General features: G+C 72.4%; 16 protein-coding genes and 3 pseudogenes. 5 read left to right on the top strand and 14 right to left on the bottom strand.

The features are described 5' to 3' along the window. Positions 1-12: 12 nt before the first annotated feature. From HHL19_RS00595 to HHL19_RS00580, 4 genes and pseudogenes are all read right to left on the bottom strand, one after another. Positions 13-213, bottom strand: coding sequence for a hypothetical protein (locus HHL19_RS00595; protein ID WP_169084427.1), 201 nt, complete (start codon positions 211-213; stop codon positions 13-15). 49 nt (positions 214-262) lie between these two features. Continuing rightward, positions 263-692, bottom strand: a pseudogene (locus tag HHL19_RS00590) (extracellular solute-binding protein); the annotation flags it as partial. A 60-nt stretch (positions 693-752) separates the two neighbouring features. Then, entirely contained in the window at positions 753-1,706 is a 954-nt protein-coding gene (locus tag HHL19_RS00585) for a hypothetical protein (RefSeq protein ID WP_169084425.1), read from the bottom strand. 107 nt (positions 1,707-1,813) lie between these two features. After that, positions 1,814-2,917, bottom strand: coding sequence for an ROK family transcriptional regulator (locus HHL19_RS00580; protein ID WP_169086156.1), 1,104 nt, complete (start codon positions 2,915-2,917; stop codon positions 1,814-1,816). A gap of 66 nt (positions 2,918-2,983) precedes the next feature. Here HHL19_RS00580 and HHL19_RS00575 point away from each other — a divergent pair, with 66 nt between their 5' ends. Then, complete coding sequence (locus HHL19_RS00575; protein WP_169084423.1) at positions 2,984-4,093, top strand: Gfo/Idh/MocA family oxidoreductase; 1,110 nt, start codon at positions 2,984-2,986, stop codon at positions 4,091-4,093. On the opposite strand, the gene HHL19_RS00570 is transcribed toward HHL19_RS00575, so the two are convergent. From HHL19_RS00570 to HHL19_RS00550, 5 genes and pseudogenes are all read right to left on the bottom strand, one after another. Further along, the gene (locus HHL19_RS00570) at positions 4,056-5,729 is read right to left on the bottom strand and encodes a choice-of-anchor A family protein (RefSeq protein WP_169084421.1); all 1,674 of its coding nucleotides are present in this window, start codon (positions 5,727-5,729) and stop codon (positions 4,056-4,058) included. The genes HHL19_RS00575 and HHL19_RS00570 overlap by 38 nt on opposite strands. A 168-nt stretch (positions 5,730-5,897) precedes the next feature. Continuing rightward, positions 5,898-6,767: a fumarylacetoacetate hydrolase family protein gene (locus HHL19_RS00565; RefSeq protein ID WP_169084419.1), complete on the bottom strand. Its 870-nt coding sequence runs from the start codon at positions 6,765-6,767 to the stop codon at positions 5,898-5,900. A gap of 102 nt (positions 6,768-6,869) precedes the next feature. After that, positions 6,870-7,610: a membrane protein insertase YidC gene (gene yidC, locus HHL19_RS00560; protein ID WP_240981367.1), complete on the bottom strand. Its 741-nt coding sequence runs from the start codon at positions 7,608-7,610 to the stop codon at positions 6,870-6,872. Positions 7,611-7,837: 227 nt separating this feature from the next. Further along, positions 7,838-8,143: a DUF6412 domain-containing protein gene (locus HHL19_RS00555; protein WP_169084416.1), complete on the bottom strand. Its 306-nt coding sequence runs from the start codon at positions 8,141-8,143 to the stop codon at positions 7,838-7,840. 71 nt (positions 8,144-8,214) lie between these two features. Further along, positions 8,215-8,373 (bottom strand): annotated as a pseudogene (locus HHL19_RS00550) (transcriptional regulator); the annotation flags it as partial. 13 nt (positions 8,374-8,386) lie between these two features. Here HHL19_RS00550 and HHL19_RS00545 point away from each other — a divergent pair. Then, positions 8,387-8,965: pseudogene (locus tag HHL19_RS00545) on the top strand (MFS transporter); the annotation flags it as partial. A 77-nt stretch (positions 8,966-9,042) separates the two neighbouring features. Here HHL19_RS00545 and HHL19_RS00540 read toward each other — a convergent pair. Beyond that, the gene (locus HHL19_RS00540) at positions 9,043-9,744 is read right to left on the bottom strand and encodes a class E sortase (RefSeq protein WP_346768257.1); all 702 of its coding nucleotides are present in this window, start codon (positions 9,742-9,744) and stop codon (positions 9,043-9,045) included. Between the two features lie 204 nt (positions 9,745-9,948). On the opposite strand from HHL19_RS00540, the gene HHL19_RS00535 reads away from it, so the two are divergent. The 3 genes from HHL19_RS00535 to HHL19_RS00525 all read left to right on the top strand — a co-directional run bounded on the left by HHL19_RS00535 (position 9,949) and on the right by HHL19_RS00525 (position 14,521). Continuing rightward, on the top strand, positions 9,949-10,950 hold the full coding sequence (locus HHL19_RS00535) for an SEC-C domain-containing protein (protein WP_169084410.1): 1,002 nt from the start codon (positions 9,949-9,951) through the stop codon (positions 10,948-10,950). 82 nt (positions 10,951-11,032) lie between these two features. Then, positions 11,033-14,170, top strand: a complete 3,138-nt coding sequence (locus tag HHL19_RS00530) for a DEAD/DEAH box helicase (RefSeq protein ID WP_169084408.1) — start codon at positions 11,033-11,035, stop codon at positions 14,168-14,170. 48 nt (positions 14,171-14,218) lie between these two features. Continuing rightward, on the top strand, positions 14,219-14,521 hold the full coding sequence (locus HHL19_RS00525) for a hypothetical protein (protein WP_169084406.1): 303 nt from the start codon (positions 14,219-14,221) through the stop codon (positions 14,519-14,521). A gap of 3 nt (positions 14,522-14,524) precedes the next feature. On the opposite strand, the gene HHL19_RS00520 is transcribed toward HHL19_RS00525, so the two are convergent. The 4 genes from HHL19_RS00520 to HHL19_RS00505 form a co-directional block, all read right to left on the bottom strand. Further along, positions 14,525-15,793, bottom strand: coding sequence for a DUF445 domain-containing protein (locus tag HHL19_RS00520; protein ID WP_169084404.1), 1,269 nt, complete (start codon positions 15,791-15,793; stop codon positions 14,525-14,527). A gap of 39 nt (positions 15,794-15,832) precedes the next feature. Next, the gene (locus HHL19_RS00515) at positions 15,833-16,864 is read right to left on the bottom strand and encodes an ATP-binding cassette domain-containing protein (protein ID WP_169084402.1); all 1,032 of its coding nucleotides are present in this window, start codon (positions 16,862-16,864) and stop codon (positions 15,833-15,835) included. 9 nt (positions 16,865-16,873) lie between these two features. Beyond that, positions 16,874-17,644 (bottom strand): ABC transporter permease, encoded by a 771-nt coding sequence (locus tag HHL19_RS00510; RefSeq protein WP_169086154.1) that lies wholly within the window; start codon positions 17,642-17,644, stop codon positions 16,874-16,876. A gap of 73 nt (positions 17,645-17,717) precedes the next feature. Beyond that, positions 17,718-18,521: an ABC-2 family transporter protein gene (locus HHL19_RS00505; RefSeq protein WP_169086152.1), complete on the bottom strand. Its 804-nt coding sequence runs from the start codon at positions 18,519-18,521 to the stop codon at positions 17,718-17,720. Positions 18,522-18,695: the final 174 nt, after the last annotated feature.

Genomic DNA, 18,695 nt, shown 5'->3' with positions numbered 1-18,695 from the left:
CCCCAGCGTAGGTCAGGAAGTCGTGACGGCGACCCCGTCGATCGTCCCGTACCAGTCGTCGGAGCCGGCGCAGCGCTCGACGAGGGTGGGGGTGCCGCCGTGGAGCGCTCTCCTGGACGGGCTTGCCGTCGAGGCCCCGGGGCGGCCGGGGACGATGCCGAGCTGGCGGAAGACGGTGGCGGCGAGCACGGTGCGGCGGGGGACGCACGCCAACGCCCCTGATTCCTCAGGGGCGTTGGCCGAGGGGCCGTGCGGTGGACTCTCAGCTGCCGGTCGCGGACTTCCACGCGTCGACGCAGGAGGAGAGGTTCTCGTCGATGTCGGCCCAGTCGGGCTCGAAGATCTCGACGCCCTCGATCAGCTTCGCCAGCTCGATGGCGTCGGCGTCGGTGGCGTTGGCGTCGGTGGCCTTGACGTCCTTGCGGGCGGGGAAGCCGCCGCCGACGGCGCTGACCTCGCGCTGGGCGCCCTCGCTCAGCATGAAGTCGAGGAGCTTCCTGCCGTTCTCGGTGTGCGGGGCCTTGTCGACGAGGCCGGCGGTGTAGGGCAGGGCGAAGGTGGTGGGCTTGCCGCCCTCCTTGGCGGGGAACCGGATGGCGAGGTTCGGCATGGACTTGGCCTGGGCGAAGTTCATCTGCACGTCGCCGGTGGCCGACGAGGAGTTCGCCCTTGTCGACCTTGGGGGCGAGCTTGGAGGGTGACCTGCGGGTTCGAGGGCGCGTCGGCGGCTTTCGGCGGCGTGTCGGCAGCTGTCAGCGGCCTCTGAGGCGGCGTCCGGCGCGGACGAGGAGGGCGCCGGCGAGGGCGAGGGCCGCCGCCCAGGGGGCGAGGGGGACGACCTCTTCCCGGCCCGTGCGGGCGAGTTCGGGACGGGAGGGGGAGAGGGAGGGGGAGGTGGGGGCGGCCGGGTCGGCGACGGACGGCGGGGGGAGGGGGGAACGGTCGGGTACGGGGGTGGGGGCGGCGGACGCAGAGGGCGAGGGCTCGGCGGGGGCGGGCGGGCCGATCGTGAGGCGGTAGTCGTCGGAGCGTCCGACCCAGTCGCCGTCGGCGCCCCGGCGCTGGACGAGCGCGGCGTTGACGACGACCTCGTCGGGCACGGCGTCCGCGCGGAAGGCGAGCCGGACGGGAACGGTGACGGTACGGCGGGCGGGCACGGCGAAGCCGTCGAAGTCGCGGGAGGCGGCGGGGGTCCGGGTCCCGTCGGTACCGTCGGTACCGACGGTCTCATCGGTCTCGTCGGTCCCGTCGGTCCCTTCGGCCCCGTCGGCTCCGGTGAACGCGCCGACGCTCTCCGCCTCCTCGGTCGCCTCGAAGGCGACGGGCCGCCAGCGGGCGCCCTCCGCGTCGTAGAACTCCAGCCGGATCTGCTCGGGTCGCAGCACCCGCTTCTCGTCGGCGAGGACGAGCACCGGATGGACCTGCGTGCAGGCCCGCCCGGTGGTGTTGCGCACCTCCAGTTCCCAGCTCCGGAAGGCCCCGCCGGCGGGGTAGTCGGCGGAGCCGTCGTCCTGGATCCGGGTTTCGAGCGGGAAGCCGGAGTCGGAGTCGGCGCCGCAGACGGGCGGCGGAGCGGGGGCCGCAGAGGCGGCGGAAGCGGCGGAGGCGGAGGCGGGGAGCAGGGTGCCCGTCAGCGCGGCGGCCGCGGCGGCAAGAGCACGGGCACGGGCACGGGCGCTGCGCAGGGGCCGGGGGGCGGATGCCATGGGCGGTTGCCTTTGCTGCTCGCGGACGTACGTCTCGCCCGCGACGCTGCCACAGGGCGGCCCCGGAACCCCTCGGCGACACCGCCCGACCGGCCGGATCCGCCCGATCAGCGCATAGTCCGCTCTTCCGACGAATACGCCGGCAGGGTCAGGCCGAAGACCGGGGCGAGGACCAGCTGGGCGGCGCCGCGGGCCACGGCGTGCGGGGTGGCCGTCACCTCGACCGGGGTCGGGAGGCGCCGGTCGGCGAGGACGGCGGCGACCCCGTCCGCGAAGACCTCCGGCGCCCCCAGCACCACCCGGCCGCCGAGCAGGACCCGGTCGATGTCGAGGAGCCGGACCAGGTTGGCCGCGCCGGCGCCGAGGATCCGCGCGGCCTCGGGCAGCTCACCCCGCGCCACCGCCGCGAGGCACAGCACCTCCAGGCAGCCGCGGGCCCCGCAGTCGCAGCGGGGCCCGTCGAGCTGCACGGTCTGGTGCCCGAGCTCCCCCGCCCCGGTCCGCTCCCCCCGCAGCGGCACCCCGCCGACGACGAGCCCGGCACCGAGCCCCGTACCGAGATGGACGTACGCGAACGAGCGCGGCGCGCCGGGCCGGACGGCGAGGTCGAGTGCAGCGGCGTTCGTGTCCTTGTCGAGGACGACCGGCACACCGAGCCGACCCTCCACGGCCTCCCGCACCGGAAACCCGTCCCACACCGCCGCCCCGGTGACCCGCCCCGCCACCCCCTCCCGATGCCCCAGCGGCCCGGGCATCGCCACCCCGGCGCCGAGCACCCGGAGGCCCGGGTCCGCCATGAGGGCCCGCACGGCGTCCACCAGCGCCTCCAGGACCTGGGGCGGGCCGTCGGACAGGGTCACGGGGTGGTGGCGGACGGCGAGCGGGGTGCCGGTGAGGTCCGTGAGGGCGACGGTGAGTTCGTCGCGGTCGAGGTGGACGCCGATCGCGTGCGCGGCCTCCGGGGCCAGCCGCAGGACCGTACGGGGCTTGCCGCCGGTCGAGGCGCGGCGGCCGGCCTCCGCCGCCATCCCCTCCGCGCGCAGCCGGGCGGTGATCTTGCTGACGGCCTGCGGGGTGAGGCCGGTCCTGGCGGCCAGTTCGAGGCGGCTGATGCCCTCCTCGCCCGCCGTGCGCAGCAGGTCCAGGACGAGCGCCGCGTTGTGGCCGCGCAGCGCCGTCAGGTTGGCGCCGCCGCCGGGGTCTCTCCTCATCACCGTCACCGGCCCATTGTCCCCGCCTGTTTGCACTTCGGCAACAGTGTTGCTTAAGTGGCGCCCATGACGACCACCCCGCTCCCCCTCCGCGTCGGCCTCATCGGCTACGGCCTCGCGGGCTCCGTCTTCCACGCCCCGCTCATCGCCGCCACCCCCGGCCTGGCCCTCGCCGCCGTCACCACCGGCGACCCCGGGCGCGCCGACGAGGCGCGGGCCGCCCACCCCGGTGTCCGGGTGCTCGCCCGGCCGGAGGAGCTCTGGGCGGACGGGGCCCCCGACCTCGACCTGGTCGTGGTCGCCTCCCCCAACAAGACCCACGTCCCGCTCGCCGAGGCCGCCCTGGAGGCCGGGCTGCCCGTCGTGGTCGACAAGCCGCTCGCCCCGACCGCCGCCGAGGCCCGCGCCCTCGCGGCGCTCGCCGAGGAGCGGGGCCTGCTGCTCTCCGTCTTCCAGAACCGGCGCTGGGACAGCGACTTCCTCACCCTCCGCCGCCTCCTGGACGAGGGCGAGCTCGGCGAGGTCCAGCGCTTCGAGTCCCGCTTCGAGCGGTGGCGGCCGCGCCTGAAGGGCGGCTGGCGCGAGTCCGGCGCCCCCGAGGAGTTCGGCGGCCTGCTCTACGACCTCGGCAGCCACGTCGTCGACCAGGCCCTGGTCCTCTTCGGCCCGGCCGTCACCGTGTACGCCGAGTCCGACGTGCGCCGCCCGGACGCCGAGGCCGACGACGACACCTTCCTCGCGATCACCCACGCGAACGGCGTCCGCTCCCACCTGTACGTGAGCGCCACCGCCGCCCAGCTCGGCCCCCGCTTCCGGGTGCTCGGGCAGCGCGCCGGCTTCGTGACGTACGGCCTCGACCCGCAGGAGGCGGCGCTGCGCGAGGGGCTGCGGCCCGGCCCCGGCACCGCCTGGGGCATGGAGCCCGAGCCGCTGTGGGGCCGGATCGGCTCCGGGGAGTCCCCGCTGACCGGCGGCGGTACGCCGGTCGAGTCGGTGCCGGGGGACTACCCGGCGTACTACGCGGCCGTCGCCGCCGCCGTACGCGGCACCGGGCCGAACCCGGTCACCGCGTACGAGGCCGCCGCCGCCCTGGACGTCCTGGAGGCGGCACGGCGGTCGGCCCGCGAGGGCGTCACCGTCAGGCTGCGCCGCTCGACCGACGGCGCCGGCGGCTGACGGCGACGAGCACGCCGCCGCCGAGGGCGAGGCCGGCCGCCGTCACACCCATGACGATCTTCCCGGTGCCGGCCCCGGTCTCGGGGAGCTCACCGCCACCGTGGGGGGCGGGGTGGGGGCCGGGGCCGTGGTGGCCGCCGGTGGCGTCACCGTAACCGCCGTCGGACCCGCTGGTGCCGGACCCGCCTGTGTCATCGCCGTAGCCACCGTCGGACCCGCCGGTGTCGTCGCCGTAACCGCCGTCGGACCCGCCGCCGTCCGTGCCCCCGTCGGTCGTACCGCCGTCCGTCATGCCGCCGTCGGCGGAGTCGGTCGGACTGGGCGTGGGCTCGGTGGGCGTGGGCTCGGTGGGGGTCGGCTCGGTGGGGGTGGGGGTGGTCTCGGTCGGGGTCGGATCCGTCGGGGTGGGCTCCGTCGGAGTGGGAGTGGTCTCGGTCGGAGTCGGATCCGTGGGAGTCGGGTCCGTGGGCGTGGGCTCGGTCGGCGTGGGCTCGGTCGGGGTCGGGGTGGTGTCCGTGGGGGTCGGCGTCGTGGGGGTCGGCGTCGTGGGGGTGGGACCGTTCGTGTCGCAGTCCGGCAGGTCGCCGTTGAACGGGTAGTTGTGGATCTCCTGGCCGCCTCCCCCGCCCGGCTCGGACGCGTGCGTCAGGTTGCCGGTCGTGAAGAACCGGCCGTTCATGCCCGGCATGGTGATGGTCGCGGTGCTCGCCTGGTTGCCGACGAGGACGCTGCCCGCGAACTGCGCGGTGCCCTCGAACTTCACCCGGCTCGCGTCGGGGAAGTTCCACAGCAGCCGGTCGCGGAGCCCGGGCAGGCCGTTGATGTAGGTGTCGATGGTGCGGTCGTCGCCGAGGACGTTGACGAGGACCGTCGCGTCCGCGGGGATGTTCGCGAAGACGATGCCCTGCTGGCCCCCGTTCGCCGTCTCCAGGTCGAAGTCGACGTTGAAGACCTGGAGCGCGGAGGTGCCGTCGCCGGTGAAGACGGTCTCGGAGCCGTTGTTGACGGCCGTTCCGGTGGCGGTGCGGGAGGCCCCGTCGACGTACGCGTAGCACTGGCTGGCGTCGGTCAGCTGGTCGCGCAGCGCGAGGTACGGGGTGACGGCGGCGGCGTCCTTGACGGGCGTCGGGTTCACGGTGCCGGTGACGGTGCCCGCGTACAGCGTCTCGCCGCTGATCGCGCCCTCCTCGGTGAGGAGGCGCTGGCCGGTGGCGACGGTGATGTTCCCGCCGACGTTGAGGAAGGGTTCGTCGTCGTCGGGCACGACGCGCGAGCCGCCGCCGGCGATGCCGACGTTGTAGACCTGGGAGACGTCGGCGCGCTTGGACTGGTCGACGTTTCCGAGGACGACGACCTTGCCCTCGGCCTCGGCGGCGGCCTCCCGGACGAGGAAGTCGCCGCCGACGTAGATGTTGATGGCGTTGTCGCGCCACATGACGTCGTCGTTGTTGATGTCGGGGTACGTGGGCGGGCAGTTGCCCGGCTTGCAGGGGCCGAGGCCGCCGGGCAGCGGATCGGCGACGCCGGTGACGGCGAGCCCGCCGACGAGGGCGCCGGCGGCGAGGACCGCCGTCGCGGCGGAGAGGACGAGACGGGCTCTGCGGCGAGGGACGCGGTCGGTCTTCACGGGTTCCATACGCCGCAATATGCATAAAAAGGTACGAAAATGGCGGCATCCCACGCGGGATGCCGCCAGATTCGCCGAGCTCGCGGCCCGATGGCGCCTCGGAGACGACGACGGCCCGACGGCCCGTCAGGCGCCGTAGCCCGTCAGGCGCCGCAGTCCGTCAGGCGCCGCAGTCCGTCAGGCGCTCTTCAGCTCCTGCCGCTGGCGGCCGAGGCCCTCGATCTCCAGCTCGACGACGTCGCCGGGGCGGAGGTACGGCTTGGGCTCCGGCTGCCCCATGGCGACGCCGGCGGGCGTACCGGTGTTGATGATGTCGCCCGGATAGAGGGTCATGAACCGGCTCACGTACCGGACGACCTCGGCGACCGGGAAGATCTGGTCCGAGGTGTGGCCGTCCTGCTTCAGCTCGCCGTTCACCCAGAGGCGCAGGGTGAGGTCCTGCGGGTCGGGCACCTCGTCGGCGGTCACCAGCCAGGGCCCGAGCGGGTTGAAGGTCTCGCAGTTCTTGCCCTTGTCCCAGGTGCCGCCGCGCTCGATCTGGAACTCGCGCTCGGAGACGTCGTGCGCGAGCGCGTACCCGGCGACGTGCGCCAGGGCCTCCTCGTCGGTCTCCAGGTAGCGGGCGGTCCGGCCGATGACGATCGCCAGCTCGACCTCCCAGTCGGTCTTCACCGAGCCGCGCGGCACGAGCACGGTGTCGTCCGGGCCGACGACGGTGTCGGCGGCCTTGAGGAAGACGACCGGCTCGGCCGGGGTGGCCTGGCCGGTCTCCGCGGCGTGGCCGTGGTAGTTCAGCCCGATGCACACGACCTTGCCGATCCGGCCGACCGGCGGGCCGACGCGCAGCCCGGTGGCGTCACCGGAGCCGCCGAACGCGGGCAGCACGCCGGCCTCGGCGGCGGCGCGGATCCGGTCGAGCGTGGCGGTGTCGGAGAGCAGACCGCCGTCGACGTCGTCGGTGAAGGAGGACAGGTCCCGGAGGGTCCCGTCCCCGTCGAGGAGGGCGGGACGCTCGGCGCCCGGCGGGCCGACTCGCAGCAGCTTCATGGTCTTCTCCCTGTGGTCGAGGTGGGCCCGGGGAGGCCCTTCGGTGCCCCGGCCGATGGAGTGCGGCCATCGGAGGATCGTCCGATCCTCCAAGACTCCCGTTCAGCCCGCAAGACCCCGTTCAGCCTGCGGACCCTTACGCATGAGTAGCGCTCGCTCGACGACGGCCCAGGTGGTGCTGGTGACGAGGTAGAGCGCGACGGCGAGCGGCACGACGGCGACGGTCACGACGGTCCCGAAGGAGAGCAGGGGCAGGATCCGCCCGACGGCCGCGGCGGGCCCTCCCGACGGGGTCTGGGCGGGGGTGTGTCCCGTCTCCCGGCGGGTCCTGAGGTACTGGTACGCGGCGACGGCGAGGGCCACCGCGAAGAGGGCGAGGTAGACGAGCCCGGCGGGCCCGAAGGGTCCGCCGTCGCCGAGGGCCCCGGTCCAGCGGCCGTCGAGGGGCGCGGCGAACAGCCCGTGACCGCCCATCCGGTCGCCGGAGGAGAAGAGCGCGTACAGGAGGAGGAACGCGGGCACCTGCAGCAGGCTCGGCAGGATCCCCGCGAACGGCGAGACCTTCTCCTCGGCGTGCAGGTCCAGGATCGCCCGCTGGAGCCGCTCCGGCCGGCGCTTGTGCTTCTCCTGGAGCGCGGCGATCCGGGGCGCGAGCCGCACCCGGGCCTGCTGCCCCCGCACGGCGGCGCGGGAGAGCGGATGGACGGCGAGCCGGACGAGCACGGTGAAGAGGACGACGGCGAGGGCGGTCGAGGCGTCGGCGGCGAGCGGCTGGAGCAGGGCGGCGAGCCGGTCGACGAGCGCGGAGAAGGCGTCGAGGAGCGGGGACGGGAAGAAGGACAAGGGAACCCTCCGGGGTTCGTCGTGCCGGGGTGGAGTGGTGCGTGCGTCTCGGCATGACGGACCGCGCGAAGGCGTCTCGCGGGGATGCGGGTACGTGGGTACGTGGGTACGTCCGTACGCGTACGGGTACGGCGGCTTACGGGCACGGCGTACAGGTACGGCGTACAGGCACGGCGGCCGTACGGCCATGGCGTACGGGTACGGCGGCCGTACGGGTGCGGGAGCGCCTACGCGGTCGTCGGGAGGGAACGCCCCGGCGCCCGGGGTCGGCGGCGACCGGCCGCGTCGGGGTCGCGCTGCGGGAGGAAGGCCGTGCGGCGGGCCCGGTCGCGCAGCGCGGTGCGTATCCGCGTGGGCGGCACGGCCGGAGCCGTACGGACTCCGAGGAAGCCGCAGGCGACGGCGGAGATGGCGAGGACGACGGCGGAGCCGACGGAGCCGTCCGCGAGGACGAGCCCCGCGAAGGCGATCAGGAGCAGCACCGGAAGCAGAACGAGGGGCGCGACTCGGCGCAGGACCGGACTCCCGCTCATCACACCCCCCGCTCCCCGAACTTCACTGTCCGTCGAGTAGGACGAACGGTCGTACGAGAAGGTTCCCGGCGTCACCGGTGCACCGTCGGCTCCAGCGGCGTGAGCAGCCGGCGGGGCGCGAGGAGCGCCCGGGCGACGGGCTCGGCGGGGTCGGTGCCGCGGCCCGGCACCGGGCCGCGGCAGGCGGGGCACTCGCCGGACGGGCCCAGTTCCGTACCGCAGTCGGCGTGGTGGACGTCGCGCATGGGCAGGCTGCCGGGCTGCCGGGCACCCCGCCCCTCCCCCAGGCGCCGAGGGCCCACAGCGCCCGCCACGCCCGCCGTCACCGCCCTGGCCACCGGCGTCGCGCTCATGAACTACACGGCGCCGATGGCGACGCTCCCGGAGATGGCGGTGGAGTTCGGGACGCCGTCCTCGGCGCAGGCGTGGCTGCTCAACGGCACCCCGCTCGGCCTCTCCGTCCTGCTCCTGGTCGCGGGCGCGCTGGCCGACGCGCACGGCAGGCGGCGGGTGTTCCTGCTCGGGACGCTGGCGCTGGGCGCCTTCGCGGGCTCGACGGTGCTCTTCACGGCGGCGCGGATCGCGCAGGGCGCGGCGAGCACGACGGTCCTCGCGGGCAGCCTGGGCCCGCTGGCCGACGCGTACCCCTCGGGCCGCGACCGGATACGGGCCACGGGCGTCTGGGGCGCGTCGGTGAGCGGCGGGAACGCGCTCGGCCCGCTGCCGGCCGGGGCGCTCCCCCTGGTGGACTGGCGGTCGGCGTACACGGTGCTCGGCGCGGCGGCCCTGGCGACGGCGGCGCTCGGGGCCCGTACCCTCACGGCGATACGCCCCTCCGACGGCGGCCACCACCGCCCGCTACATCGGCTCAGCAACCCTGGCCCTGACCGGCGCCGCCCTCACCGTCGCAGGGTCGCCCAGACGATGAGCCGGTAGCGGGAGGTGAACTCGGGCGTGCAGGTGGTGAGGGTGAGGTAGGAGCCGGCCTCGGAGTACCCGTACGAGGGCTTGACGATCGACCGCGGCACCGGCTGGATGACGCCGGTGTCGCGCGGCGAGGTCACCGGCAGGATCCGGTCGACGAGATAGGTGTACGTCCCCTCCCGCGTCCGCAGCGTGATCTCGTCCCCCTTCCGCAACCGGTTCACGTACCGGAACGGCTCCCCGTGCGTGTTCCGGTGTCCGGCCAACGCCACGTTCCCGACCTCCCCGGGCGCGGCGGTACCCGGGTAGTGCCCCACGTACCCCTTGTCGAGGACCTTGCTCTTGGAGATCCCGGCGGCGACGGGCACGGTCAGTCCGATCCGAGGAATCCGCAGCACGGCGAAGGCGGAACCGGAGGGAGTACGGGAGGACACGGGCGCGGAAGGAGAAACGGACGGAGACCCCACCGCCGAACCCGAAGCCGCCCCGGAAGGCAGAGCAGAAGGAGAAGGAGACGGAGAAAGAGAAGGAGCAGCAGAAGAAGGAAAAGAAGGGGAAGAAGAGGCAGGAGAGGAAGGAGAGATCCCCCACTCCCCCTCCCACTCGCGCTCCAGCACCGACACCTGCTCACCGGCCTCGGCACGGGCCAACTGATTGGTCCACCACAACTGGTGCACCACCAGCAGCAGAATCAGAACCCCGCAGGTGACGACGGCCTCGGCCCCGCCCCACAGCACACGCACGAGCCCCCGGCGCCCGGACCGCCCCTGAACGACGACCGGCACCCGCTCCCGCGCTCCGCCTCCCCAGTCCCGCACGCCGGGCACGATAAGCGCTGCGGCAGCAACTCTCCAGGGCCGTACAGCAGTACGGTGGACGGCATGCGCCCCGACACGCCTGCCGCCCACACCGCCGAAGCCGAGCGTCTGCTGCGCACCGCCGAGCAGTACCCCGGCGACCGTGAACCGCTGCTGCTCCAGGCCGCCGCCCACCTGGAACTCGCGGACGACCGTCCCGGCGCGACGGCCCTCTACGACGACCTCCTGTCCGGCAGCCCGGCGGACCCCCACCTGATCCGCGCCCTGAAGGCGTCGAACCTGTGGGAGTACGGCCACGAGGCCGAAGCGCGAGCCATCATCGAAGGCGTACGCCGCTCACGCCCGACGGAAGCACCCCCCTGGGAGATCGCGGCGGAGACCCTGGAGGCCCACGACGAACTGGAGTCGGCCGAGGAAACCCTCACAGAAGCGGCAACGCTCCTGGCCGCCCATCCCACCCTGGAACTCCCCCACACCACCCACTCCCTCCTCGCCACCCGCCACCGCATCCGCCGCATGCTGGCCCGCCCCCACGACGACTGGGACACCCGCGCGGACCACCTCCACCAGGGCAAGATCCCCCTGGACGAACTCCACGACCCGAAGCGCCTCTGGTCCCTGGGCTCCTCCGACCCCACCGAACTCCAGGCCGAGATCGCCCGCCTCCGCTCCGAACTGGGCACCTACCGCACGGCCCTCTCCCGCCCCTTCCCGGTCGCGATCCTCCACTGGCCGGCCCAGGAACTCACGGAACTCCTCACGGCCTACCCGGAGCTCGAAACGGAGTACCCCACCTACCGGGCCCACCTGACAGACATCGAAGCCTCCCTCCGCGAACTGGCGACGGCCGGCACCCCCAACCTCGGCATCGTCCGAGCCACTGTCCCCTCCTACGAGGCCTTCGCCGCCTCCGAAGCCACCCACCCCTCCCAAGCAGCCCTCCTCCCCCAATACGCCACCACCCTCGCCGCCCGCTCCCGAGCCACCCCCTGGCCCCCACTCCGCACGGAGGCCTGCTGGTGCGGCGCGGAGAAGACGTACGGGGAGTGCCACGGGGCGGACTGAGCCGCGGGGGAACAGCAGCTCGCCAAGGGCTTGTCCGCGACACCTGGTACCCATGGGGGAGGTTGACCAGGGAGGGGAAGCAATGAGCGAGCTGTCGAGTCCCAGCGGACCGGTTTCAGGGCTCTACGAGCAGTTGGTGACCCTGCGACTCGAAGCACAGCTCAAGTCCCTCGCGAATCAGGGATGGCATGCGGTCGACGACGTCGTCGGCGCCGAGTCCGCTCCCCGCGTCCTCGCGAAGCACGTGGCCGACACGGTGCGCCGCATTCTGGAGGGGCTCCCTCCGTCCGAGCACGTCCATGTGGCCAACCACGTGCTCGAATCGATGAACACCATCGAGGGCGCTCGCGAATGGATCGAGCTCGTCGCCGACGGCCCGCGTCAGCTCCTCGCCATCGCCGAGCAGGAGAGCGAAGGCGCCTACCGCATCCGCCCGGTGACTCCCTTGGCGGAGGCCGCGCTCCTCACCAACGCCCCGGATGACCCCAGCCTGGGATTCGAGGTGCGCGCGGAGCTTGCCACGGCTGACCGCGTGGACCTCCTCTGCGCCTTCGTGAAGTGGCACGGCCTGCGGGTCATTGAGGACTCCCTGAAGGCAGCGCATGCCCGTGGCATCCCCATACGCGTCATCACCACGACCTACATCGGGGCCACCGAACGGCAGGCGCTCGACCGCCTCGTCCGGCAGTTCAACGCCGAGGTGAAGGTCAACTACGAGCTCCGCTCGACTCGCCTGCACGCCAAGGCGTGGCTCTTCCGCCGGGACAGCGGCTACGACACCGCGTACGTCGGCAGCTCCAACCTGTCGAAGGCGGCCCTCCTGGACGGGCTGGAGTGGAACGTGCGCCTGTCCTCCATCGCCACCCCCGACGTCATCCGCAAGTTCGAAGCCACCTTCGACGCCTACTGGAGCGATCCGGCCTTCGAGACGTACGACCCCGATCGCGACGGCGAGCGACTCAGCGAAGCGCTCCAGACCGCTGGGCACGGCAAGGGAGCGGGAGCCGACCAGCGCATCACCCTGTCCGGCCTTGAGGTGCGGCCCTACCCGCACCAGCGAGACATGCTGGAGCGCCTCCAGGTGGAGCGCGAGGTCCACGACCGGCACCGCAACCTCCTCGTGGCGGCCACCGGCACGGGTAAGACCGTCATGGCCGCGCTGGACTTCCAGCGCCTTCGGCAGCAGCACGGCCGTGACCTGCGCTTGCTGTTCGTGGCCCATCGGCAGGAGATCCTCCGCCAGTCGCTGCGCACCTACCAGGACGTGCTCGTGGACGCCAACTTCGGGGAGGAGTTGCACAGCGGACTCGTCCCCCACGGATGGAAGCACGTCTTCGCCAGCGTGCAGTCCCTGAGGCCGCAGCGGCTGGAGCAGCTTCCTCCCGACCACTTCGACGTCATCGTCATCGACGAGTTCCACCACGGCGTGTCGTCGACCTACCAGAAGATCATCGATCACTTCCGTCCTCTGGAGTTCCTGGGGCTCACCGCGACCCCGGAGCGCATGGACGGCCGCAACGTCCAGGACGAATTCTTCGGCGGCCGCATCGCAGCGGAAATGCGGCTGTGGGAGGCGTTGGAGAACGACCTCCTGAGCCCGTTCCACTACTTCGGCATCACCGACAACACCGACCTCAGCGCCATCGAGTGGAAGCGGGGGGCCTACGACTCGACGGCCCTCAGCGAGGTGTTCACTGGCAATGACGCCAGGGCGCGACTCGTCGTTCAGGCCGTCCGGGACAAGGTGGCAAACCCGGGCGCCATGCGCGCGCTCGGCTTCTGCGTCTCGGTCGCACACGCCACCTTCATGGCCGACTTCTTCCGGCGCGCCGGCGTCAGAGCCGTCGCGCTGTCGGGTGAGACGCCCCAGGAGGAGCGCAGGAACGCCTTGGCAGCCCTGCGCGCCGGCGAGATCCAAGTGATCTTCTCGGTCGATCTCTTCAACGAGGGCCTCGACATTCCGGACGTGGACACGCTCCTCCTGCTGCGCCCGACGTCCAGTGCCACGGTCTTCCTCCAGCAACTGGGCCGCGGGCTGCGCCGCACAGCGAACAAGGCGGTCCTCACCGTCTTGGACTTCATCGGCCAGCACCGCAAGGAGTTCCGCTTCGAAGAGCAGTTCCGCGCCTTGACCAACCTGACGCGCAACCGCCTCCTCACCAACATCGAGCAGGACTTCCCCCAGTTGCCGTCCGGCTGCCAGATCATCCTTGAGTCCAAGGCCAAGGAACTGATCATCGACAACATTCGCAGCCAGATCGGCGTGAACGTCACCCAGCTCACGCAGGAAGTCAGACGGTACGGCGTATCCGAACTCGCTGCGTATCTTCAGGAAAGCGGCCGCGAGCTGAAGGAGATCTACCGGGGGAACGGCAACTCCTGGACCGGTCTCCTCCGCCGTTCCGGCCTGCTCCCGAAGGACGGCCCGCAGGGCGAGGCAGCGCTTCTGAAGCGCATCTCGGCCTTTCACCATGCCGATGATCCCGAGCGGATCGCCGCCTACTCGAAGCTCGTCGAGGACGACGCCCCGCCCTACAGCGATCTGAGCAGCAGGGGCCAGGCGTTCGCCCGCATGCTCTATTTCTCGCTCTGGCCCCTCAGCGGCTTCTCGAGTTACGAGGAGGGGCTGGAGTCGCTCCGCGCCCAGCCGGCTGTCCGAAGCGAGCTGCGCCAGGTCCTGGACCACGCCTTGGAGCGCCTCGACCACTTCCCCATCAGCCTCGGAGGACCCCTCGCCCACGTCCCCCTGACCGTTCATGCCTCCTACAGTCGCGAGGAGATCCTTCCCGCACTGGGACAGGCCTTTGTGGACCGCGAACTCCCCGGCCACTTCCGCGAAGGCGTGAAATGGTGTGAAGACATCCAGACGGATGCACTGTTCGTCACGCTTGAAAAGGACGAAAAAGACTTCTCGCCGCAGACGCGTTATCGCGACTACGCGCTGAACGAGACCCTCTTCCACTGGGAGTCTCAGAACCGCACATCGGAGACGTCTTCGACGGGCCGCCGCTACCAGCGGCACCGGGCAAACGGCTCCCACGTGCTCCTCTTCGTCCGTCGCTACAAGAAGACCGACATCGGTGGTCCTCAGCCGTGGATGCTGCTCGGGCCGGCTGAGTACGTCGAACACAAGGGCAGCAAGCCCATGGGGATCACCTGGCGACTCGACCACGAGCTTCCCGCCGATGTGTGGACCTACACGACGATCGCCGCCAGCTAGCCCCGTACGCTCGAAGGACCACACGCTCCGACCGGAAGAAGGCCCCTCATGCCCCGCATCCCCACCCCCGCCATAGCCGCCGCCGGACTCGTCGGTGGTTACGCCGTCGCACGGTGGACCAAGAAGCGGCCGTTGGGTGGGGTGGTGCTGGCCGTGGCCGGTGGGGTGGCGGCGCGGGAGTGGCAGCGGGTGGGTGGGGTACAGGCGGCCGTGGGGCTGTCGGCCGCCTACGTGGCGGCGTTCGGGGGGTCTCATCCGCTGGCCAAGAAGATCGGGGCCTGGCCGGCGGTGTTCTCCGTGGCCGGGGCCATGGGGGTCGCTTCGTGGGCCGTCACGCGGGATCGGGGCTGAGGGTCACCCGCCCAGGGCGTGGCTGATCGTGTAGATCAGGAGGCCCGCCAGGGCGCCTACCACCGTGCCGTTGATGCGGATGAACTGGAGGTCTCGGCCGATGTTGGCCTCGATCTTCTTGGAGGTCTGGTCGGCGTCCCAGCCGGCGACCGTGTCCGTGATCAGGGAGGTGATCTCGGGGCGGTAGGTGGTGACCAGGTGGATGGTGGCCGTCTCCAGCCAGGTGTCGACCTTCTGCTGGAGGCGGGGGTCCGAGGCGAGGCGTTTGCCCAGGGAGATCAGGGAGGCGCGGGCGCGGAGGCGGAGCTGGCTCTGGTCGTCCTCGGCGGCGGCGATGATGAGGGCGCGGACGGAGGCCCAGGCCGAGGCGATGACGTCCTGGACCTCGGGGCGGGCGAGGAGGTCGGACTTGAGGCGTTCGACGCGGGCGCGGGTGTCCGTGTCGGCCTGGAGGTCGGCGGCGAAGTCGGTGAGGAAGCGGTCGATGGCGCCCCGGGCGGGGTGCGCCGGCATGTCGCGCATCTCCGTGACGAAGCGGAGGAGCTCCTTGTAGACGCGTTCGCCGACCTTGCGGTCGACGAAGCGGGGGGTCCAGCCGGGCGCGCCGCCCTGGACGGCGTCCATGACCGAGTCGCCGTGGGTGACGAGCCAGTCGTGGGCGCGGGTGCAGACCAGGTCGACGGCGCGGCGGTGGGCGCCGTCCGCGACCATGTGTTCGAGGGTCTTGCCGACGCCCGGTGCGATCTCCGCCTGTTCGGCGCGCCGGGTGATCGCCTCGCCGACCACCGCCTGCACGTCCGCGTCCCTGAGGACGGTGAGGGCGCCCCGGAGGGCCGTCGAGAGCTCCTCCGTGACGCGGTCGGCGTGTGCCGGTTCCGCGAGCCAGCCGCCGAGGCGGCGGGCGACGCCCAGGGCGCGCAGGCGGCCCCGTACGACGTCCGCGGAGAGGAAGTTCTCGCCGACGAAGGAGCCCAGCGAGGCGCCCAGCTGGTCCTTCTTGGTGGGGATGATCGCGGTGTGCGGGATGGGGAGGCCCAGCGGGTGGCGGAAGAGGGCCGTCACCGCGAACCAGTCCGCGAGCGCGCCGACCATGCCGGCCTCGGCCGCCGCGGCGACGTAGCCCGCCCAGGCGCCCGCGCCCGCGTTCTCCGCCCAGGTCGCCAGGGCGTAGACGACCGCGACGAGCGCCAGCAGCGCCGTCGCCAGGGCCTTCATGCGGCGGACGCCGCGGTTCCGTTCCTCGTCCGCCGCCGTGTACGTGAAGCTCACCATCCGCCAGACCTCCTCACATCCCCGTCTCAGGGACTCATCTCAGGGACTCCCGGCGCTCCTCGTGAGTTCCCCGGACGCTCCCCCGTACATCTTCGCGATGACGGACTCGATGTCCGGTTCCCGCACCGAGAGGTCGACCAGCGGGTACGCCGCCGCCACCGCCGCCACCAGGGGCGCGGCCGACGCGGCGGCCGGGAAGGCGAGGTACTGGCGCGGCCCTTCGGCCCGTACGAAGCGGGCGCCGGGCACGTCCTCGATCGGCGGGAGGTCGCGCGCCAGGTCGACGACGAGCATGCGTTCGCCGTCGCCGGCCTCGTGCAGGCCGGTGAGATCGCCGTCGTACATCAGCCGCCCGTGGTCGATGACCATGACCCGCGAGCAGAGCTGTTCGATGTCGGTGAGGTCGTGGGTGGTGAGGAGGACGGTCGTGCCGCGCGTCGCGTTCAGTTCGCGGAGGAAGCCGCGGACGCGGGACTTCGAGACGACGTCGAGGCCGATCGTCGGCTCGTCCAGGTACAGCACCTCCGGGTCGTGGAGGAGCGCGGCGGCGATGTCGCCGCGCATCCGCTGGCCGAGGGAGAGCTGGCGGACCGGGACGTCGAGCAGGTCGCCGAGGTCGAGGAGGTCCACGCAGCGGGCGAGGTTCTCGCGGTAGCGGTCGTCCGGGATCCGGTACATGCGGTGGACCAGGCGGTACGAGTCCCGCAGCGGCAGGTCCCACCAGAGGGTGGTGCGCTGCCCGAAGACGACGCCGATGCGGCGGGCCAGGCGGGTGCGCTCGCGATAGGGGCCTCCCCTGTTCGAGCGAAGCCGAGCACTTGGGGAAGGGTCGATGCCGGCGACGCGGAGGCGGCCGCCGCTGGGGGTGAGGATGCCGGTCAGCATCTTGATCGTGGTGGACTTCCCGGCGCCGTTCGGGCCGATGTAGCCGACCATCTCGCCCCGGTCCACGGTGAAGGAGATGCCGTCGACGGCCCGGACCTCCCGCCGCTCCCGCCTCAGCAGGCCCGTCTTGCGGCGGACGGTGAAGGTCTTCTCCAGGCCGTCGAGTTCGATCAGCGGTACTCCCATGGCGGGTCCTCAGCTTCCTGTCGATCGGTACGAGCGGACGCCCGCCCGCCACGCGAGGCCCGCGACCGCGCAGCAGACCAGGGCGACGAGCGGGGAGGCGAAGGCCGCCCAGGACGGCACCCCGGCCGGGGCGGGGCGCCCGAGGACGTACAGGGCGGGCAGCCAGTTCACGAAGGCCAGCGGGACCACGAACACCACGCCCTTCACCAGGTCCTGCGCGAAGACCGTCGGCGGGTACTGGAGCAGCGTGTTCCCGCCGTACGTGAACGAGTTGGTGACCTCGGCGGCGTCCTGGAGCCAGAACAGCGCGGACGCGCCGAGCACCATCACCGCCATGAAGATCACCGCCCCGCAGGCCACCATCCCGGGCACCATCAGGGCCGTCCCCCACGACCACGCCACCTCGTCGCGCAGCAGCACCAGGCTCCACACCAGCACCATCAGCCCCTGGAGCACCCGGCCGAGCCGCCGCAGCGCGAACTTGTCCGCCGCGACCTGCGCGAGCAGCGGCACCGGCCGCAGCAGGAACACGTCGAGCGAGCCGTCCCTGATCCGGCGCCCCATCCGCTGCAGCGAGCCCAGCGTCAGGTCGGCGAGCCCGAAGGCGGTGCCGGTGGTGCCGTACAGGAAGGCGACCTCCGCGAAGGAGAAGCCGCCGAGGCCCTGGACCTGCCCGAACATCAGCAGGATCACGACGAAGTCGAAGAAGGTGACGCAGAAGGACGTCACGAGGGTCAGGACGAAGGAGGTCCGGTACGTCATCGTGGACCGGATCCACATGGCGGCGACCAGGCGGTACGTCCGCAGGACCTCCGCCGCGCCCGAGCCGTGGGCCTCGTCCGTACGCAGCGGCTCACCCACCCTGCACCACCACCTTCCGCGTCGCCGCCGCCTGCGCCGTCCGCCCCGCCGCGAGGAGCAGCGCGAGCCAGCCGAGCTGGAAGCCGTACGCGCGGAGGAGGCCCCAGCCGTCCCCGTACCGGCCGAGGTAGACGTCCGCCGGGACCTGGAGCAGGGCCGCCCACGGCAGCGTGCGGGCCAGCTCGCCGAGGGCGCCGGGGAAGACGTTCAGCGGGAGCAGCATCCCGGAGAAGAACAGGCCGGTCAGCCAGGCCGCCTGGACCACGCCCTGCCCGTCGAGCAGCCAGAACGCGCTCATCGCGACCAGGTACCAGAGCGCGAACGACACGAACGAGCCGAGGGCCACGGCGAGCAGGAAGGCGGCCCAGCCGGCCGGATCGGCCGGAAGGGTGAACCCGAAGGCGAACGCGCCGATCAGCAGCGGGACGGCGCCGCGGCCGAGCAGCTGGTAGGCGGCGCGGCCCGCGTTGGCCGCGCACCACCAGGCCTGGAGGTCGGCGGGGCGGTAGAGGTCGACGGCGATGTCGCCGGTCCTGATCCGTTCGATCAGCTCGTCCTCGAAGCCGCCGCCCATCATGCCGCAGACGGTGATGAGGGCCTGGCCGATCCAGACGTAGGCGAGGGCGTCGGCCATGGAGTAGCCGCCGAGCGCGGGCCGTTCGGCCCACAGGGCGATGTAGGTGTACGAGAAGACGAAACCGAAGACCGTGTTGGTGAAGAGGCCCGCCAGCGTGGCCACCCGGTAGGTGGCGTGCCGCCGGAAGCCACCCGCGGCCACGGTCGCGTACAGCCGCAGCATGGAGCTTCCCTTCCGGTGAGGGGGATCAGGGATTCGGGGATGCAGGTATGTGGGACGTCAAAGATCGAAAGAGGACGAAGCGCACGACCCTAGTGGCCCCCGCACCCCACCGCGAGCGGTTTTCCCGGGCGATTTCCGCTCCCCCACCCCCCACCTTCGGGAGTTTCGCCC

The sequence above is a fragment of the Streptomyces sp. R302 genome (assembly GCF_012927245.1).
Taxonomy (GTDB): Bacteria; Actinomycetota; Actinomycetes; order Streptomycetales; family Streptomycetaceae; genus Streptomyces.
The sequence above is the reverse complement of the archived record's forward strand: the minus strand, read 5'-3'. Positions and strand labels throughout refer to the sequence as shown.

What these genes read in the sequence shown, in the direction of transcription:
- HHL19_RS00555 (WP_169084416.1), bottom strand. Translation starts at nt 8,143, where the DNA reads ATGAGCGGGAGTCCGGTCCTGCGCCGAGTCGCGCCCCTCGTTCTGCTT.
- HHL19_RS00520 (WP_169084404.1), bottom strand. Translation starts at nt 15,793, where the DNA reads ATGGTGAGCTTCACGTACACGGCGGCGGACGAGGAACGGAACCGCGGC.
- HHL19_RS00530 (WP_169084408.1), top strand. Translation starts at nt 11,033, where the DNA reads ATGAGCGAGCTGTCGAGTCCCAGCGGACCGGTTTCAGGGCTCTACGAG.
- HHL19_RS00510 (WP_169086154.1), bottom strand. Translation starts at nt 17,644, where the DNA reads ATGTGGATCCGGTCCACGATGACGTACCGGACCTCCTTCGTCCTGACC.
- HHL19_RS00525 (WP_169084406.1), top strand. Translation starts at nt 14,219, where the DNA reads ATGCCCCGCATCCCCACCCCCGCCATAGCCGCCGCCGGACTCGTCGGT.
- HHL19_RS00515 (WP_169084402.1), bottom strand. Translation starts at nt 16,864, where the DNA reads ATGGGAGTACCGCTGATCGAACTCGACGGCCTGGAGAAGACCTTCACC.
- HHL19_RS00565 (WP_169084419.1), bottom strand. Translation starts at nt 6,767, where the DNA reads ATGAAGCTGCTGCGAGTCGGCCCGCCGGGCGCCGAGCGTCCCGCCCTC.
- HHL19_RS00575 (WP_169084423.1), top strand. Translation starts at nt 2,984, where the DNA reads ATGACGACCACCCCGCTCCCCCTCCGCGTCGGCCTCATCGGCTACGGC.
- HHL19_RS00585 (WP_169084425.1), bottom strand. Translation starts at nt 1,706, where the DNA reads ATGGCATCCGCCCCCCGGCCCCTGCGCAGCGCCCGTGCCCGTGCCCGT.
- HHL19_RS00570 (WP_169084421.1), bottom strand. Translation starts at nt 5,729, where the DNA reads ATGGAACCCGTGAAGACCGACCGCGTCCCTCGCCGCAGAGCCCGTCTC.
- HHL19_RS00535 (WP_169084410.1), top strand. Translation starts at nt 9,949, where the DNA reads ATGCGCCCCGACACGCCTGCCGCCCACACCGCCGAAGCCGAGCGTCTG.
- HHL19_RS00580 (WP_169086156.1), bottom strand. Translation starts at nt 2,917, where the DNA reads ATGAGGAGAGACCCCGGCGGCGGCGCCAACCTGACGGCGCTGCGCGGC.